Genomic DNA, 16,615 nt, shown 5'->3' with positions numbered 1-16,615 from the left:
CGAACCAGGGCATCCTGCTTAGTATGGCCTTAAGCGCCCATTATCAATAACTTAACGCCGGACCTTTTTTTCCCTTGTGATTGCGGAACGCGGAACAGTTTATTATTTTTCCTTGGAATACGGGAATTATGTCAAAATTCGACATGCCGACAGACTAAAAAGGTTTGCTTTTGGATATGAATGTTAAGGTGACCTTAGGGAGTTGACCTTGCCGACATGAACTCATCCAGTAAAATCTCAGTCCTGCAAATGGGAATGCTGCTTATTATGACGGTAGGGCTGGCCAACCACGTTACGCTGATCCCCCTGCTGCTGCAAACTGCCAAACGGGACTCCTGGATCGCCGTCATAGGCGCCTTTGCCTTGATGGTTGCCTGGACGTGGGTTCCGTTTGTCATCATACGGAAAACCGGCCAAACCAACCTGATCGAATGGCTGGGCAGCCATATCGGCCCCTGGTTCGCTTCCATCGTCAAATGGACGGCGGCCCTGTATTTATTCAGCTTGGCCGTCATCTCGCTGCGGGAAACAACGACTTGGACGAAGGTCACCTATTTGCCCCAGACACCGCTCATTGTCATTGCAGCCTGCTTTATGCTGCTCTGCTGGTATACGACTAACCGTGGCGTTCAATCGATTGCGATTTCCGCCGGCATCTTGCTCCCCTTCGTAGTCGCGCTCGGCTATTTCGTCATGGGAGCCAATTTCCAATACAAGCGTTACATTCTGTTGTTCCCTTTGTTCACAAACGATATGGTCTCGATTGTCCGCTGCATGATTTACGCCGGAGGGGGCATGATCGAGCTGATTATGATCCTATTCATGCAGCATTTGCTCAAAGGGTCCGTCAAATGGCGGCATTTGCTCTTCCTGATAACGGTTATGGCCGGGCTGACGCTCGGTCCGCTGATGGGCTCCATCGCCGCATTCGGTCCTGAGCAAGCCGCCGTTCTCCGTTACCCCGCCTATGAGCAATGGAGGCTTGTCACCATCGGGGACTATGTGGCTCATGTCGACTTTTTCTCGATTTACCAATGGCTGTCCGGCAGCTTTATCCGCATCTCCTTATCCGTCTTTCTGACCGTCGAGGTTCTGCAAATCCAATCTAAGCAGAAGCGCGTCATTACGACCAACCTGCTGTGCCTTCTCCTCTTTATCGCAGGGCTGCTTCCGGTCACGGATATGACCTATATTGCCTACATTCACAAATATTACAGCTTCACCTTCTTTATTGTTTTGTTCGGTTCGCTGCTGCTGGCCGGATTGGCCGTTTTCAAAAACAAAAAGACAGGACGCCGCTTATGAACTGGGTCGCATGGCTTCGCAAGAAGCTGGCAGAAAAACACAACGCATCCCCCGCATCCGGGCAGGACCCGACTCAAGTTATTACCGATTGGAATGAGGAAAAGCTAACGGCTTTTTTTGCCGGATCATCCGACGTCAAAATTATCGGTCAGCGCTATCATCATGATCGCTCTCTTAAGCTCGTGTTCGTCTATTGCGAAGGAATGGTCGATCTTCAGAAGTTTCAGGAGTGGATCATTCCGGTGCTGGATCAGCAGCTTAAGCGTTCGGCCGATTGGCAGCCGGTCCTGGGGGAAGTCACGGATTTGCTGCAGCTGCAACCGATCCGTTCCAACGAAGACATGTACACCTTGTTGTTCAGCGGGCAGCTGCTTCTCTTGTTCGAATCACTATCTTTAATGTATTCCGTCAATATCCCGCAGATCCCCCAGCGGAATCCCGAGGAATCCACGACGGAAATTTCCATCAAAGGGCCCCGGGATGCATTTACCGAGGAGCTGGCCACCAATGTCGCTCTTGTCCGCAAGCGGCTGAGAACGCCGTCGTTATGCAACGAAATCTTCGAAATCGGGCGCAGAAGCCGCACGAAGGTATCCTTGATGTATATTCGGGATATTATGAACCCGCACATCATTCAGGAGGCGAGAGAGCGGCTTAGCCGCATCGAAGTGGATGCCTTGCTGAGCAGCGCTCAGTTGGAGGAAAGCTTGTCCGATCACTCGTATTCGCTGTTTCCGCTGGTCGATTATATCGGCCGTCCGGATTTCATCGCGCAATGCTTAATCCGCGGGAGGTTCGCCGTCCTTGTGGACGGGTCGCCGATGGCGCTGATCGCGCCTTCGAATTTAACCGAGCAGCTCAAGTCTCCCGAGGATCTTCATTTTCACTTTTACTTCGTCGGATTCGAACGGCTCCTGCGCATTGTCGGCCTGTTCGTAGCTATCTTCGCTCCGGGCTTCTGGGTGGCGCTCAGCGCCTTCAATATGGAACAGCTCCCGTTCCCTTTGCTGGCCACCGTCACCAACTCGCGGATCGGGCTCCCTACCTCGGCGCCGCTTGAAGCTTTGCTGATGCTGTTTTTATTTGAGATTTTCCGCGAGGCCGGCATTCGCCTGCCCAAAGCGGTGGGCCAGACGATCGCCGTCGTCGGAGGGCTCATTATCGGCGATGCCGCCATTCGCGCAGGCTTGGCCTCGCCGACTATGCTGATCGCCTGCTCCGTCACGGCCGTAGCGACATTTACGCTGGTTAATCAAACGTTAAGCGGGGCCGTCAGCGTGCTGCGCATTTTCGTGCTTCTGTGCGCATCGTTTCTCGGGCTGTTCGGCTTTTTCCTCGCCATGTTCTTTATCGTCGTCTATTTGTCCGGCCTTCGTTCATTCGGCCTCCCTTATCTCGCGCCGCTCTCTCCGGTTTCGATCCGCGGCCTGCTTCCGGCCCTCCTCAGTCTGCCGTGGAACAAACAGAAACAGAGACCGCCGATGCTTCATCCGAAAGACGGCACCCGACAAAGAGGGCGGGAATAATGCGCGCACGGTGGAAGGCGAGCTGGGTTCTGCCGATCGTGTTTCTGTTAACCGGCTGCTGGGACTCCCACAACGTGGAAAAAGTCAATTACATCGCCGCCCTCGGCATCGACTACGAAAAACCCAATTATGTCATCTACGGGCAGATGCTCGATTTCGGCTCCGTCGCCAAACAGGAAGCCGCGCAAAACCGCGAACAAGCAAACATTTGGTTAGGACGCGGGGAAGGCGAGACGATGAATATCGCTATGAACGCTTTGTACAATACGGCGCAGCAGCGGATTATTTGGAGCCACGTTACGACCATTCTTATCGGAGAGCGAGCCTTAAAGCAGGGGGTTGACAGTTTTCTTGACGCCACCGTCCGCTTCCGTGAAATCCGGTTTACTCCCTGGGTATTCGGAACGAAATTGGCGGTGAAGGACATTCTGACGACTCCCGCTTTCTTTAACCTGTCGCCCCTGGAGACAATCTCCCACGCACCGGTAGAAAATTACCGGCAGCGCTCATGGATCGTACCGCTAAATTATATGACCTTTCTCGCGGATTACCAGGAGCCGGCGAAAACCGTCATTTTACCGAGTTTGTCGATCGATCCGGCACAATGGACTAAACTCAAGCAGCCATCCCCCAAGCTGGAATGGGACGGCGCTTACGTTCTGTCGAAGAAAAAAACGAAGGGGAAGCTGAACCTGGAAGACTTGGAGGGCTTGCGCTGGCTGGAGGAGAAGACCGTACGTACTCCGCTCGTCGTCAAAGACGGAGACAAGACGATCGGCGTCGTCTCCTTGGAGAAGCCGAAGCCGGTCATTCGCGTTCTCAGCGCTTCCGGACATCCGCGTTATGAATTGACGGTTTCGCTGCACGGCAACATCGTCGAGCTGCTCAGGCAGACGAAGGAAGCCGACTTTCTGGCGAAAGCCGAGCAAACCGTCCGGGAAGAAATCCGCTCTACTTTTGAAAAAGGGCTGTCCATGAATACCGATCTGCTCCAGCTGGAGTACGCGCTGTATCTCGCCCGTTACAAGGACTGGGTGAAATTGTCGGATGAAGGGGCGCTCGGGCTGGATAAAGATTCGCTGGAACGGATCAACGTTCATATTCTGATCGAGCATTCGGGGATGCTGAAGCAATAACCGGCTCCCGTTCGGCTGCGTCTGCAGATAATGAGCCGCCAAGCCGGGAGCCGCCGCTTCGTTACACTACCATTCCGTCACAGTGCCGTCCTCGTTCCGCCATACCGGATTGCGCCATTGATGTCCGACCGCGGCCATCTCCCTGATTTTGGCTTCGTTCATTTCGATGCCGAGTCCCGGTTTAGTCAGTCGTTTAACGAACCCGTTCTCGTACTCGAACACCGAAGGATCAGCCAAATAATCAAGCAGATCGGACCCCTGATTGTAATGAATGCCTAGGCTTTGCTCCTGAATAAAAGCATTCGGCGTGCAGAAGTCGAGCTGCAGCGAGGCGGCGAGCGCAATCGGTCCGAGCGGGCAATGCGGCGCCACCGCAACGTCGAACGCTTCCGCCATCGCGGCGATTTTGCGCACCTCCCAGATGCCTCCGGCATGGCTCAAATCCGGCTGAATAATATCTGCGCCGCCTTGGGTGAGCAGCCGTTTGAAATCCCAGCGGGTGTACATTCTTTCCCCCGTCGCGATCGGCACGCTGGAGCCTTTGGCAATTTCCAGAAGCGCTTCATTGTTCTCGGGCAGCACCGGCTCCTCGATAAACATCGGCTTGAACGGTTCCATCTCCTTGATCAGCACCTTCGCCATCGTCTTATGGACGCGGCCGTGCAGATCGACGCCGATGCCGTTCGCGCTGCCGATCGCTTCGCGCACCGCCGCAAGCCGTTCGACCGCCTCCTCCACCTTCTGCCAGGAGTCGATCCATTCCATCTCGGCGGTGCCGTTCATCTTGATCGCAGTGTAGCCCTGCGCGATCTTCTCCCGGGCGGCTGCAGCGACATCGTCCGGCTTGTCTCCGCCGATCCAGGCGTAGACGCGCATCTTCTCCCGCACCGGGCCGCCCAGCAAATCGTATACGGGCACGCCGAGGCTCTTGCCCTTAATATCCCACAGCGCCTGCTCGATGCCGGAGATGGCGCTGGTCAAGATCGGGCCGCCGCGGTAAAATCCGCCGCGGTACAGCACCTGCCACAAGTCTTCGACGTGGCCCGGGTCCCTGCCGATCAGAAACTCGCTCATCTCTTCCACCGCGGCGCGCACGGTGTCGGCCTTCCCTTCGACGATCGGCTCGCCCCAGCCGACGATGCCGTCATCCGTCGTCATTTTCAGAAACAGCCAGCGCGGCGGCACCTTAAACAGTTCTATCGATTTGATTTTCATATCCGATCCTCTCCTTTGCGGAATTCAACCAGCATATCTTCCAAATGGCATTTCATCAGCGCCCTGGCCTGGGTCGGGTTGCGCTGCGCAATCGCCTGCGCGATCAAATAATGGTAGGAGGAAGCTTTCGCATCCATCCCCTCCCACTTCATGGATTTGCGGCGGCTGTCTACAAGCAAATCGCCGATCCGGTCGAGCATGTGGTACATCACTTCATTATGCGAAGCCTTGGCTATCAGCTCGTGAAACAGCATATCCTCCTTGAGAAAATCCTGCTTCTTCTCCATCTTCCGCTTCATCGCCTCGGCTGCGTCCACGATGGCTTGCGCTTCCGCTTCGGTCGCCTTCTCCGCCGCCAGCGCCGCAAGCTCCGGCTCTACGATCAGCCGCGCTTCGGTAAGCTGAAGCATCGTCGCCCTCTCCAGAAAATCGAGCCGATGACCCGGCTTGTCGGACAGGTCGTCCTGCACGTATGTGCCGCGCCCCTGCTCAATGCGCAATATTTTCTGCTTGCCGAGAATGCGGACCGCTTCCCGCACCGAGGAGATGCCGACCCCCAGCTCGGCGGACAACTGCTCAAGCGGAGGCAGCTTCTCCCCTTGCTTCCATACGCCGCCGGCAATATTTTGCTTGATTTGGTCGTAAACGGTTTCATAAGTCAGTTTCTTATTCATTCGGATCACCTGGCTGCATCCGCAGCCGCCTTTCCTCTATTGCAGCTATGTTAAATTCATATGATGTATTTATAATATATTATAATTCATATGATGATTCAATCGTTTTGCAAAAAAAAGACGCCGGCTTCGTTCGAACCGGGCGTCTGTCTGTAGCAAGAGGCAATATATCGCGACCGAGCCGGACCTAGAACAAAGCCGACTCGATAGCAAGCGTGCCGCCGCGGTCCTCGACGCGGAAAATATGCGGCCGCTCCAGCGGCTGCTTGTTCGGCGTATGAATCGGCAGCATCAAGCCTCCCGCAAATCCGTGAAATAACATGCCGTGCCCTCCGTCCTTGCGGAAGAACGGTTCCTGCTCCTGAACCCAAGGGCCTTCGATGTCTCCGTTCAGCGAGCGGGCGATCCCCATCGCATAGCCTTCATCCCCGAAGCTGGACCAAAGAAGCAGCAGCTCGCCGGTTCTGGACGTGTAGAAGAACGGTCCGTCCGTTACGAACACATCGTCGCCTCGGACCGGTCTCACCCAAGGCGCGTCCGAGGCTTTGAACAAAGTGATCGGTTCGCCGGCCGCTTCCTTCAGATCGGGAGTAAGACGCATCGCGCAAATTTCTCCGTCCTTAATCTGAACCCACTCATGGCAAAATACGATCCACGGATCTCCGGCCCGGTCTACATACAATGTGCCGTCCAGGCATTCCCAATCGCGGGGAGTGACCGGACCGTCGCCATGCACAGCGAAGGGTCCTTCCGGACGGCTGGAGACGAGAATTTCCGTGCCGCGGCATCGATTCTCCGATTTGAAGCTGGCCAGCATGTAATACTGTCCTTTCCACTCGTGAACCTCCGGCGCCCAGTAGTGCTGATCGGCCCAGAAGGAGGGCTCCGGAACGAATGCCGGATACGGCCCGTCCCATTGCTGCAGATCGTCGCTTATGTAAACGTCGAAGCCATGAGGCTTGCCCGTCCATGCGGTTTCGCCGGATGTGCCGTATAAATAATATTTGCGTATCGATTCTACCGGCAATATAAAAGGATCGCGAAGATGGATATCGTTCAATCGTTTCATAGGCACGCTCCCTCATCTCATCATGTGCTGCGTTGTTTCCTAAGAATCTCTTCGCTCGAAGAGCTTCCTCCTCATTATACTAAAAAAAGAGACCCGCAAAACCAAACGGTGGTTTCCGGGTCTGAGATATATATATTATGAAAAGGGGGTCACGTTTTATTATAGGCCTGTTTCATTAATTTAAGATGAAAAACACATTTCATTTTGATTACAAATCTTATCCAAAATATTTCCTTTTACCAGATGTCGTTAACACATAGATCCCCTTGTCCCATCACATACTATTTTTACTGAATAAACGGCGGAGGCTTTCATGACGCATACGATATTGGTCGTTGAAGACGAGGAGAAAATCGGCCGCATTTTGCAGCTGGAGCTGGAGCATGAAGGCTATGCGGTACTGCATGCGAATAACGGACGGGACGGGCTCGAGATGGGCCTTGCCGGAGGCTGGGATCTGATGCTGCTCGATATTATGCTCCCGGAACTGAACGGACTCGAAGTGCTGCGGCGCATAAGGCAGAACGGCTGCCAGCAGCCCGTCATTTTGCTTACGGCCCGGGATGCCGTGCCGGACCGGGTTAGCGGACTCGATCAAGGGGCTAACGATTATGTCACCAAGCCCTTCGCTATCGAGGAACTGCTCGCGCGCATCCGCAATCTGCTGCGGATGGCCAGCTTGCAGAAGGCGTCGCCCGAAGCGGGCGGCGGCAGCCTTGCGCCGGATGACGAAGTGCATGTGGACTCCCTGACCATGAATATCCGGACGAGACAAGTGAAGCGGGAAGAACATCAGATCGAACTGACTCCCAAGGAATTTGATCTGCTTTTCTATTTGATCAGCCATCAAGGCGAAGTGCTGTCCCGGGAAAAAATTTTATCCGAGGTTTGGGGCTACGACTTTATCGGCGATACGAACGTCGTCGACGTCTATATCCGCTATTTGCGGCAAAAGGTCGACCAAGGCTATTCCTGCAAGCTGATTCATACGCTGCGCGGCGTCGGCTATCTGGTTAAGAACGGCGAGCCTTCCTCATGAGACTGCGGACGAAAATTACGCTGCTGATCGCCTCGTCGATCGTCATCGTTCTGTTTTTATTTAATATCGTGACCTATTATATGGTCGTGCGGATTACAACCCGAAGCGAGATCACGCTATTGTGGAATGCAGCGCAGACGCTGGCTTCACAGCCGAATTTTTTCCACAGGGAGCTGTGGGGGGAGGAGAGCTGGCTGAGGCCTCTTCTTGTTCCCCAGGAAATGATTCGGTTTATCGATACGAATTCCAATATCGTCGTACAGCTTGACTCCTCCGGCCAGCTCGCCGATCTGCCGGTTCAGTTCGACACTCGCTCGATTTCCAAAACGCTGTGGACGAAAAATGCGCTTATCGCTTATATCCAAATGCCGATTATGGGCCCGGAAGAGACGCTGCTCGGAGCGCTGCAAATCAGCCGTAAGCTTGATACGCTTAATGAATATTTAACCGTATTAATTACCGTGCTTATGTTTACGACGGCAGGAGCGGCGCTTCTCTCGATCGTCGGAGGCATGTATTTTGCCAGAGTCATTCTTCAGCCAATTCACGAGCTGGGGCAAATTATGGAATCGATTCAGAAGAACGGGATATTCAAACGCGTCGTTCTCCCCCCTTCCAGACATCGGGATGAGCTTGGCCGATTGACGCATACATTCAACGCCATGATAGGCAAACTGGAAAACAGCTTCTTGCGCCAGCAGCAGTTTCTCGCCGATGCGTCCCATGAGCTGAAAACGCCTTTAACCGTTATCGAAAGCTATGCCGATTTGCTGCAAAGATGGGGAGGCAAGGATGCGGCGCTGCGCGAAGAAGCAATCGAAGCGATCCGTTCGGAGGCAGGCAGGCTGAGGAATCTGACCCATTCCTTGCTGGTGATTGCCAATATGGAGGCCGACCCGCACCGTCCCATGATCGATTTCGAGCTGGCCGATCTGGTTCGGACGACGGCCGCATCGCTGCAAAGAACGTTTCGCCGCGAAATCCGCTTCAGCAATGAGCTGCAATTCCATACGATGCACGGAAATCCGGAAAAGGTAAAGCAATTGGTGATCATTCTTCTCGACAATGCGATCAAATACAGCCAAAAGCCGGTGGAAATCACCCTCAAGCACGATCCGCGCGATCCGTATATCGTGGAGCTGCAAGTTACCGACCGGGGCATCGGCATCGAGGAAGCCGAAATCCCCCGTCTGTTCGACCGGTTCTACCGGGTCGATCAAGCCAGAAGCCGTTCGACCGGCGGCAGCGGTCTGGGACTGGCCATTGCCCGCAAAATCGTACAGTCGCACCAGGGCACCATATCGATTGCAAGCCGCCCGGGTCAAGGCACCCGGGTAACGGTTCGATTGCCTCTGCATGCCGCCGCTCACGCGCTCCCCTCCGAGCAGGATCACGACGGCTGAAGATCGGCTGCGCAGCGAAAAAAGACCGTCCCGAAAGGACGGTCTAGTTATATAGAACCCATACGGTAATGGAAGGGGGCATATGGGTTTGTTGCTTCAAGTCATTAATAACTACAGTACGCGGCGGGCCGTCTTATAATGATCTGACCACCATCCGCTCGTAATATCGGAGATCGTTACGCCCGGATCGCCGTACGTATGAATGATCTTGCCGCCGCCGATATAAATGCCGACGTGATGAATAGGCGAATAAAAGAAAACCAGATCGCCCGGCTTCAAGTCTTTCTTGGCCACGAACGTGCCTTTTTTCGCCTGATCCTTGGACTCGCGCGGCAAATCAATGCCGTATTTGGCAAAAACAAATTGGGTAAACGCCGAGCAGTCAAAATTGCGGCTTTGCCCGGTTGCGGCGCCGAATCGGTACGGCGTCTTCAAATACTTTTTGCTTGTAGTTACGATTTGCGAAGCTTTGCTTGCGCTATATGCATAAGCCTGATGGGCTGGAATGAGCATCGTTCCGGAAAACATCGCGGTAAAGCCGATCGTTACGGCCATCGCTGTTTTAGCAATCCATTTCTTGTTCACAGGTTTCATCATGTAGTCATCATCTCCTCGATCGAATTTGATATGGGGAGTCGCTGTCCCTGTGCTGCTTGATGAACCCAGTATACCATACAAAATCGGCCCAACATGTACCAGCGCGGGGCAAAAGCCGGGCCGCGTATCGCTTTCGTCGGCTTTATTAAAAACGTCTAAGAAAATTTTAATCTTCGCGGGGTTGACAGCCCGGAGCCTGATCGGACAAGCTTGTATCCGCTTGCTGCCGCAGTCCTACATATTATTGAACAACCTTCGAACTTCCGGTGAATGGATTGCTTTTGGAAGCGGAGAGCTATATAATCAGGTTGTCCAATTATGTGCAACTGCGCATATGAATCTTATGAGCGAAACGTTTTTCGACGCTTATTCAAAGATGAGCGACCACGGTCAGAGGCAGTTTTTATCGCCAATAGGAAATGTTCTTTATTACGATAACGCTTTAATTCACTTAAACTTTCCTGTGTGGCAAGAAAGCCGCCGTTTTGACAACTTCAATCAGGAGGTACTCGCATGTTTAACATTTTTTATCAATCCCATGCCGGTTCGTGGGCATTGATGATTATTCTCTTCATCCTTAGCGTCATTTTCTACAGACAAAAAGTGACGCAGATGATTCTTAGGCTGTTCTACCTTATTATGCTTGTGTCGGGGATCGGCATGCTGACCCTTCTCGGCTTTCCGCTGCTGTACGTCATTAAAGGGGTGCTCGCGATCGTTCTTATCGGCATGATGGAAATGATCGTCGCCCGCCGCCGCAGGCAGCAGTCCGCCGCTCCGATGTGGATTGTATTCGTTATTCTGCTCGTGCTCATTGTTTTGCTCGGTTACGGCGTCATTCACGCCTAAGCCGCCCGCAGACGATGCCAAAAATCTCCGTACCGGCGCTTCACGGCGGCCCTTCGGAGATTTTTTTGCTTTATCTTGAAAAAAAACCGCCCTGCCTTGTCGGCGGACGGTTTATGGCTTGAAGCCTAATATTTAGTTAGATCGAAGCCAGAATAGCGCGCACTTCTTCCGCGTATTGCTTCAGAAGCTCTTTGGACGCGTACTTGCCGCTGAAATCTTCTACGCCCAAGTAACCGTCGTAGCCGACCGCTTTCAGATCGGACAGCACTTGCTTCCAGTTCACGATGCCTTCGAGATTAGGCTCCCAGTAGGAAGTCCAGCCTTGCGAGCCGTCTTCGCGAACTTCGGATTTTTTCCAGCCCGTATTTTTAATATGAACATGAGCAAGATACGGCCCGAGCATTTCCATGCCCATGCGGAAGTTTTCATAGCCTTCGTGCACCATGTTGCCCGGATCGAACAGAACGCCGATATGCTCCGGATTGAAGCGGCTGACCAGACGAAGCGCCGCGGACGCGCTGGCAATAATCGTGTTGTGGTGCGTTTCCACCAGACATTTGATTCCGTATTGTTTGGCGAGCGGCTCTACCGCTTCCAGATACCGAACTTCTTTGTCGAACAATTCGTTATAGTTTACGGAACGGTCATACCCCGGCACGCCGACGCGGATCACCTTGGCTCCGAGCTTTTGCGCTACTTGCAGCACGCGCTCGGTCGCTTCGATATCCCCCGCCTGCAAGTAAGGCGTAACGCTGATCGTCTGCAATCCGTTATCGCTGGCAATGCGCGCGAACCGCTCCAATTCTTCGTCGGATGCGGACGGATCGATCGAGCACAGGTTGCGGCGCCAGAACGAAGGCTGCTCGTCCTTGAATTCCGCAGGAGTTTCTTTAAAACGCCATTCGATGCCGTCAATTCCCGCTTCCTTGGCTGCGGCGCCCAATTCCTCCGGCGTTAAATCCGGGGTTACGACAGTAAATACGGAAAGTTTCATGATTAAACCTCCAGCTAATTTTTGAGTTCGGTTTACTATATAAAATTATAACAGGATGCTCGTTAATTATCTATGTTCACGTGAACATTTTAAATTTTCAGATAATTATTTTCAAAAAAATAAATCAGCACGAGCTACCGAAACATCCACGCCGATAAGCTGAGTGTGCCGTATTCGTATTCCTGATGCAGCAGCTTCGCGCTCTGCTGCTCGTCGCCGGCTCCCATGCTGATAAAGAGCGGAGCCAAATGCTCCCTGCTGGGCACCGCTTCGCGGACGAACGGCCCTCTGCCTTCATAGTCGAATAAAGCCTCCAGCTCCCATACAGCGATCTTCTCCGCCAGCCATCGGTCGAACCGAACCGCCCACTCTTCGGCATCCTCCGTCTGCCAATGCAGCTTCGCCAAATTATGAACGGTCCCTCCGCTGCCGATAATCATCACGTCGCGGGCCTTCAAAGACTTCAGCGCCCTTCCGATACGGTACTGTTCTTCCGGAACAAGCTTCGGATTAACCGACAATTCGACGACCGGCACATCGGCAAGCGGATACAGCAGAGACAGCAGCGTCCAAACGCCATGGTCCAGCCCCCGGCGATGATTCAACTCGCAGCGGATGCCGTCGGCGGCAAGCAGCTTCTCTATCTCCATGCTGAGCACAAGATCGCCGCGGGCGGGATATACCGTTTCATACAACGCGTCCGGAAATCCGAAAAAATCGTGCAGCGTATCCGGCTTCGGATTGCTGGAGATAAGCTGAACCCCGCTCTCCCAATGGGCGCTGACGATGGCGATGCCTTTGGGCTTTGGAAGCAGCAGCCCCAATGTGCGCAAAAACTTGGTGTAAGCGTTCGTTTCGTTAACGATCGTCGGCATGCCATGGGCGAAAAAAAACGAAGGATACATCGCGAACGGCTCCTTTATCCTTTTGTAATGGTATGACTGGAACCGCACATCATTATCCATGCCGCAGGTTCGGGTATACTGAATATACGCAGTCAACGTCTCCTTATCAGCATATACATCCCGGGCGCATACCATGCCTCGCGGCTTTGCCGTCATGCAAGCAGATTCCGGATCGGTAAACCCTATTACCATCATGCACGAAAGCGGCCGCTCATGTCAAAGATTATCAATTTCCCACCCGCGTGATACAAAACCGGATTGCCGTCCGTCTTATATATAGCTGCAGCTGAAAGGAGGACAATCGATTGGAACCGCAACAACATCAACAAGAAACGCAACAATCGTCAGAGTTTTTTCGCGAAGTGTTTTATATACATTATCCGACCGTGCGCCGCAAGCTGATCGGGCTTGTACGCGACGAAGCGGCGGCCGAGGATTTGGCTCAGGAGGTGTTTTTGCGGCTGTACCGCAATCCCCCGGACGAGCCGGCTCTGATGGGCGCCTGGCTGCACCGCGTCTTGACGCGAATCGCCTATGACTACTTGAACAAGAAGGCGCGGGAGCGAGCGCTGCATGAGAAGCAGTCGCAGAATATGCTCAGCGCCGAAGGCGAGCAGCCGTCCAACGAGCAGCTGCTCATGAGACAGCTGGATCAGGAGGAAGTGCGAGAATTGCTGGAGGAGCTGCCGGAACGGGACCGCAAAGCGCTGCTTCTGCGCTACTCGGGCTACAGCTACGCCGAAATCGCCGAACAGCTTCAGGTTCGCCAGCCGATCGTAGGAACGCTGCTTCACCGGGCCACGGAACGACTCAGAAGACATGCCGCAACGCAATCGGAAGCACAGTTCAAATAGGAGGTATTACCGATGAACGATAATTATAAAAAAAGCGAGCGCGAAGCCGTAGACGACGCCTGGACCAAGTTGCAAAGCAAGCTGGCGCAGGAGCCGGTTCAGCCCCGCTGGGCCGAGTGGGCCGGCAGCGTTACGGCCGAAAGCACAGCCTCCCCGCTCGCGGCGCCTGCCGCGCCTATAGAAGCGCAGCAGGAAGCCGCCGCCCGGCAAGCTCAGCCGCTCTTCGGAGGGACGAATGCTTCCGCTCATGAAGCGAAGCGTTCCGGCTCCTTCGGCAGTTGGCTGCACAAACGGAAGAAATGGGTCGCTTCCGCGGCGGCCGCAGCCGTCGTCGCCGTCACTCTCGCTACGCCGTCCGGCAATCAGGCGCTCGCCGCCATCCTGAACAAGTTTCGGATGCAGCAGCTCACCGTCGTACAGGAGAACGAATTGCAAAATATATTAAACGGAGCTTTCGGAGACGGCAAGTCGCGGGAATCCATCAATACATTCGGCACCTTCACCAATGTGTCCGGCAAACCCATCGGCGAACTCGATCCCGCTGAAGCCTCCAAAGTCTTAGGGCATAAAATCATTGTCCCGGCAGACTTCGATTCGAAGCAAAAACTGTACGTCTCTCCGTCCAATACGCTGACGTTCAAAATGAACGTAGACGAAGTGAATAAAGCCATGACCCGTCTCGGAGCCAAGAAGCTGCTTCCCGATTCGGTGGACGGCAAGCCGATTAGTCTGGAAACAGGCTCGGCGATCTACCTCTATGTATCGAAGGGCGAAGAGGAGGGACAGGATAGCATCGGATATTCCTTCTCGCAAATGCCGGTGCCGACCGTTACGGTCGATCCTTCCATCCCGGTCTCGGAAGCGCTGGATGCGATCATCCAATTCCCACTGCTGCCTCAGAGCCTGAAGGATAGCCTGAGAACGGCCGGCGTGCTTCAAGGCGGTTCCGTGCCGCTGCCGCTGATCGAGAGCGGGCAAGCCGAGCAGATTAAGGCCGCCGGCGTCGATGTCATCCTGACGTCGGATACGATGGACCGCGGAGATCAAGGCAAGCGCACGTACTATGCGGCCACATGGGTGAAGGACGGCCAATTGTACCGGATAGACGGCAACAATGCTCTGACGACCCGCGAAGCGATGATCAGCAAAGTGACGGAGTTGATTAGATCTTGAGTCAACCTATAATCGAAACCCATGCATTAACCAAGGACTACGGCAATGGCCGCGGCTGCCGCGGCATTACGCTTACGGTCGGTACGGGGGAAGCCTTCGGCTTCCTCGGGCCGAACGGCGCCGGCAAGAGCACCTTCGTCAAAATGCTCGTCGGCCTGATCCGCCCCACCGGCGGCACGGCGACGATTATGAACGAACCGGTAGGCTCGATCGAAGCCAGACGCCATATCGGCTACTTGCCGGAGCTGTACCGTTACCAGGAATGGCTCAGCGGCGCCGAAGTCGTCATGCTGCATGCCAAGCTGTGCGGCATCGCTCCCGCCGTGGCCAAGCGGCGCGTACCGGAGCTGCTCGATCGGGTCGGCATCGGTCTGCGCGGCCGCGACCGGGTGAAGCATTATTCCAAGGGCATGCAGCAGCGGCTCGGCCTCGCCTGCGCGCTTGTGAACGACCCCAAGCTGGTGTTCCTCGACGAGCCCGCTTCGGCACTCGATCCTATCGGACGCATGGAGGTGCGCAACCTTCTGCAAGAGCTGCGACAAGAAGGCAAGACGATCTTCCTCAATTCGCATCTGCTGGAGGATGTTGAGCTGCTGTGCGACCGCGTCGCCCTATTGAATAACGGCAACATTCTGCAAACCGGAGCGGTATCCGACGTATTGCAGGAGAAGACCCGCTGGCACCTGTGTGTCGGCGGGTTCGCGCCGTTTATATTGACGTGGCTTACCGAAGCGACCGGCCTGCCGATCCGGGTTACGCATCTGCCCGTCCCGCACGGCTTAAGCGACTGCGTCTGGCTGGAAGCGGAGCTTGAGGACAACGAACAGATCGGCTGGCTGAACAGCCTGATCGTCGAGCAGGGACTCACGCTGTATGAAGTCAAGAAGGCCAAAACAAGACTGGACGAATGGTTTATGAACGCGGTCTCCGGTCTCAGTCACAGGGGGGAACGCGTATGATGACCATCATCGGAATGACCTGGAAGGAGCTGCTCCGCAAACGGGTCATGCTGCTGACCTTGCTGATGACCTTGGTGTTTCTCGTCGCCTTCTGGTTCGTCGCACAAACGATCGGCGCGCGGCTGGTGACGTACCCGCGCGATAAGCAAAGCATAGAATACTTGGTAGAAAGCTTTACGATGGGAACGATCACGTTAACTCTCGGCTTTTTCTTCGGTTCGTTCGTCATTGCGTTCCTATCGATTTTCGGCTCCTTCTCCGTCATATCGGGAGAGGCCGAGCAAGGCGTGCTCCAAGCGCTGCTGCCGCGGCCGCTTCCGCGCTGGCATTGGTATATGGGACGATGGGTCGGTTATGTCAGCCTTGGCGTCGGCTATGCCGCCCTGCTGTTCATCTCAATTCTGGTCATTACACAAATTCATTCCCGCATTCCTTCGGACCCGCTCTCCTTGATCAAATCGTTTTTGCTGTTCGCATGGGTGGTCCCTCTGCTCGTCTCCGTCTCGATGGCAGGCTCTTGCCTGTTTTCCGCCTTGGGCAACGGCGTATTCATGACGATGCTCTACGGAGCAGGGTGGCTCGGCGGGATGATCGAGAAGATTGGCGGCGTGGCCCAACTGCGGGACGAGTCGCTTAAACCGCTGATGACAATCGCGGGGCTGATGTCCCTCCTCATGCCGTCGGAATCGCTTCAGCACCGAATGATATCGGAACTGTTCTCTTTCAAAGATATGGAGGAACTGGTCAAATTAAATGCCGGCGATTTAGGTCCTTTCGGCGTAGGACAGATCCCCTCCAATGCTTACCTCGTTTATGCGGGCTGCTATACGATTATCGCTATGATTGCCGGCATGCTTCTGTTTCGCCGCAAAGACTTGTAAAGAACAAATCCCCCAAAAGCCATCCATGCCGCCGAC

Annotated in this window: 17 protein-coding genes; 11 read left to right on the top strand and 6 right to left on the bottom strand. The window is 54.5% G+C overall.

The window, feature by feature from the left end; translation table 11 throughout:
- Nucleotides 1-216 precede the first annotated feature (216 nt).
- From SK3146_RS22900 to SK3146_RS22890, 3 genes are read left to right on the top strand one after another with little or no spacing between them, the layout of a single operon-like run.
- Nucleotides 217-1,305 carry a GerAB/ArcD/ProY family transporter gene (locus SK3146_RS22900; RefSeq protein WP_249860952.1) on the top strand — a complete coding sequence of 363 codons (1,089 nt, stop codon included), beginning with the start codon at nt 217-219 and terminating at the stop codon, nt 1,303-1,305.
- Nucleotides 1,302-2,831 carry a spore germination protein gene (locus tag SK3146_RS22895; RefSeq protein ID WP_249860951.1) on the top strand — a complete coding sequence of 510 codons (1,530 nt, stop codon included), beginning with the start codon at nt 1,302-1,304 and terminating at the stop codon, nt 2,829-2,831. The genes SK3146_RS22900 and SK3146_RS22895 overlap by 4 nt, the downstream gene beginning before the upstream one ends.
- Entirely contained in the window at nt 2,831-3,967 is a 1,137-nt protein-coding gene (locus SK3146_RS22890; RefSeq protein WP_249860950.1) for a Ger(x)C family spore germination protein, read from the top strand. The genes SK3146_RS22895 and SK3146_RS22890 overlap by 1 nt, the downstream gene beginning before the upstream one ends.
- A 66-nt stretch (nt 3,968-4,033) precedes the next feature.
- On the opposite strand, the gene dgoD is transcribed toward SK3146_RS22890, so the two are convergent.
- From dgoD to SK3146_RS22875, 3 genes are all read right to left on the bottom strand, one after another.
- Nucleotides 4,034-5,182: a galactonate dehydratase gene (gene dgoD, locus SK3146_RS22885; protein WP_249860949.1), complete on the bottom strand. Its 1,149-nt coding sequence runs from the start codon at nt 5,180-5,182 to the stop codon at nt 4,034-4,036.
- On the bottom strand, nt 5,179-5,856 hold the full coding sequence (locus SK3146_RS22880) for a FadR/GntR family transcriptional regulator (RefSeq protein ID WP_249860948.1): 678 nt from the start codon (nt 5,854-5,856) through the stop codon (nt 5,179-5,181). The genes dgoD and SK3146_RS22880 overlap by 4 nt, the downstream gene beginning before the upstream one ends.
- 187 nt (nt 5,857-6,043) lie before the next feature.
- Nucleotides 6,044-6,925 (bottom strand): glycoside hydrolase family 43 protein, encoded by an 882-nt coding sequence (locus SK3146_RS22875; RefSeq protein ID WP_249860947.1) that lies wholly within the window; start codon nt 6,923-6,925, stop codon nt 6,044-6,046.
- A 313-nt stretch (nt 6,926-7,238) separates the two neighbouring features.
- Between SK3146_RS22875 and SK3146_RS22870 the strand changes: the two genes are divergently transcribed.
- Complete coding sequence (locus tag SK3146_RS22870) at nt 7,239-7,964, top strand: response regulator transcription factor (protein ID WP_249860946.1); 726 nt, start codon at nt 7,239-7,241, stop codon at nt 7,962-7,964.
- The gene (locus SK3146_RS22865) at nt 7,961-9,367 is read left to right on the top strand and encodes a sensor histidine kinase (RefSeq protein WP_249860945.1); all 1,407 of its coding nucleotides are present in this window, start codon (nt 7,961-7,963) and stop codon (nt 9,365-9,367) included. Before SK3146_RS22870 ends, SK3146_RS22865 begins: the two co-directional genes overlap by 4 nt.
- Nucleotides 9,368-9,478: 111 nt before the next feature.
- Here the strand turns inward: SK3146_RS22865 and SK3146_RS22860 are convergent, their stop codons facing one another.
- Nucleotides 9,479-9,964 (bottom strand): C40 family peptidase, encoded by a 486-nt coding sequence (locus SK3146_RS22860; RefSeq protein ID WP_249860944.1) that lies wholly within the window; start codon nt 9,962-9,964, stop codon nt 9,479-9,481.
- Between the two features lie 49 nt (nt 9,965-10,013).
- Between SK3146_RS22860 and SK3146_RS22855 the strand changes: the two genes are divergently transcribed.
- Nucleotides 10,014-10,523: a hypothetical protein gene (locus SK3146_RS22855; protein WP_249860943.1), complete on the top strand. Its 510-nt coding sequence runs from the start codon at nt 10,014-10,016 to the stop codon at nt 10,521-10,523.
- Nucleotides 10,478-10,813 (top strand): DUF1516 family protein, encoded by a 336-nt coding sequence (locus tag SK3146_RS22850; protein WP_249860942.1) that lies wholly within the window; start codon nt 10,478-10,480, stop codon nt 10,811-10,813. The genes SK3146_RS22855 and SK3146_RS22850 overlap by 46 nt, the downstream gene beginning before the upstream one ends.
- Before the next feature lie 136 nt (nt 10,814-10,949).
- Here SK3146_RS22850 and SK3146_RS22845 read toward each other — a convergent pair whose 3' ends face one another.
- Both SK3146_RS22845 and SK3146_RS22840 read right to left on the bottom strand, forming a co-directional pair.
- Nucleotides 10,950-11,807, bottom strand: coding sequence for a sugar phosphate isomerase/epimerase family protein (locus tag SK3146_RS22845; protein WP_249860941.1), 858 nt, complete (start codon nt 11,805-11,807; stop codon nt 10,950-10,952).
- Nucleotides 11,808-11,941: 134 nt separating this feature from the next.
- Nucleotides 11,942-12,712: a DODA-type extradiol aromatic ring-opening family dioxygenase gene (locus tag SK3146_RS22840; protein ID WP_249860940.1), complete on the bottom strand. Its 771-nt coding sequence runs from the start codon at nt 12,710-12,712 to the stop codon at nt 11,942-11,944.
- Nucleotides 12,713-13,017: 305 nt separating this feature from the next.
- Here SK3146_RS22840 and SK3146_RS22835 point away from each other — a divergent pair, with 305 nt between their 5' ends.
- From SK3146_RS22835 to SK3146_RS22820, 4 genes are read left to right on the top strand one after another with little or no spacing between them, the layout of a single operon-like run.
- Entirely contained in the window at nt 13,018-13,566 is a 549-nt protein-coding gene (locus SK3146_RS22835; protein WP_249860939.1) for a sigma-70 family RNA polymerase sigma factor, read from the top strand.
- Between the two features lie 12 nt (nt 13,567-13,578).
- Nucleotides 13,579-14,739 (top strand): hypothetical protein, encoded by a 1,161-nt coding sequence (locus SK3146_RS22830; RefSeq protein ID WP_249860938.1) that lies wholly within the window; start codon nt 13,579-13,581, stop codon nt 14,737-14,739.
- Nucleotides 14,736-15,698 carry an ABC transporter ATP-binding protein gene (locus SK3146_RS22825; protein ID WP_249860937.1) on the top strand — a complete coding sequence of 321 codons (963 nt, stop codon included), beginning with the start codon at nt 14,736-14,738 and terminating at the stop codon, nt 15,696-15,698. The genes SK3146_RS22830 and SK3146_RS22825 overlap by 4 nt, the downstream gene beginning before the upstream one ends.
- Nucleotides 15,695-16,579 (top strand): ABC transporter permease subunit, encoded by an 885-nt coding sequence (locus SK3146_RS22820; protein WP_249860936.1) that lies wholly within the window; start codon nt 15,695-15,697, stop codon nt 16,577-16,579. Before SK3146_RS22825 ends, SK3146_RS22820 begins: the two co-directional genes overlap by 4 nt.
- The last annotated feature ends 36 nt before the right edge of the window (nt 16,580-16,615 follow it).

The sequence above is a fragment of the Paenibacillus konkukensis genome, assembly GCF_023523925.1.
Lineage (GTDB): Bacteria > Bacillota > Bacilli > Paenibacillales > NBRC-103111 > Paenibacillus_S > Paenibacillus_S doosanensis.
Note: the sequence above shows the minus strand (reverse complement) of the source record. Positions and strands in the feature narration are given on the sequence as shown.

Coding starts and splice junctions, on each gene's coding strand:
- SK3146_RS22860 (WP_249860944.1), bottom strand. CDS start 9,964: ATGATGAAACCTGTGAACAAGAAATGGATTGCTAAAACAGCGATGGCC.
- SK3146_RS22870 (WP_249860946.1), top strand. CDS start 7,239: ATGACGCATACGATATTGGTCGTTGAAGACGAGGAGAAAATCGGCCGC.
- dgoD (WP_249860949.1), bottom strand. CDS start 5,182: ATGAAAATCAAATCGATAGAACTGTTTAAGGTGCCGCCGCGCTGGCTG.
- SK3146_RS22880 (WP_249860948.1), bottom strand. CDS start 5,856: ATGAATAAGAAACTGACTTATGAAACCGTTTACGACCAAATCAAGCAA.
- SK3146_RS22890 (WP_249860950.1), top strand. CDS start 2,831: ATGCGCGCACGGTGGAAGGCGAGCTGGGTTCTGCCGATCGTGTTTCTG.
- SK3146_RS22820 (WP_249860936.1), top strand. CDS start 15,695: ATGATGACCATCATCGGAATGACCTGGAAGGAGCTGCTCCGCAAACGG.
- SK3146_RS22875 (WP_249860947.1), bottom strand. CDS start 6,925: ATGAAACGATTGAACGATATCCATCTTCGCGATCCTTTTATATTGCCG.
- SK3146_RS22865 (WP_249860945.1), top strand. CDS start 7,961: ATGAGACTGCGGACGAAAATTACGCTGCTGATCGCCTCGTCGATCGTC.
- SK3146_RS22840 (WP_249860940.1), bottom strand. CDS start 12,712: ATGTATCCTTCGTTTTTTTTCGCCCATGGCATGCCGACGATCGTTAAC.
- SK3146_RS22850 (WP_249860942.1), top strand. CDS start 10,478: ATGTTTAACATTTTTTATCAATCCCATGCCGGTTCGTGGGCATTGATG.
- SK3146_RS22830 (WP_249860938.1), top strand. CDS start 13,579: ATGAACGATAATTATAAAAAAAGCGAGCGCGAAGCCGTAGACGACGCC.
- SK3146_RS22895 (WP_249860951.1), top strand. CDS start 1,302: ATGAACTGGGTCGCATGGCTTCGCAAGAAGCTGGCAGAAAAACACAAC.
- SK3146_RS22900 (WP_249860952.1), top strand. CDS start 217: ATGAACTCATCCAGTAAAATCTCAGTCCTGCAAATGGGAATGCTGCTT.
- SK3146_RS22845 (WP_249860941.1), bottom strand. CDS start 11,807: ATGAAACTTTCCGTATTTACTGTCGTAACCCCGGATTTAACGCCGGAG.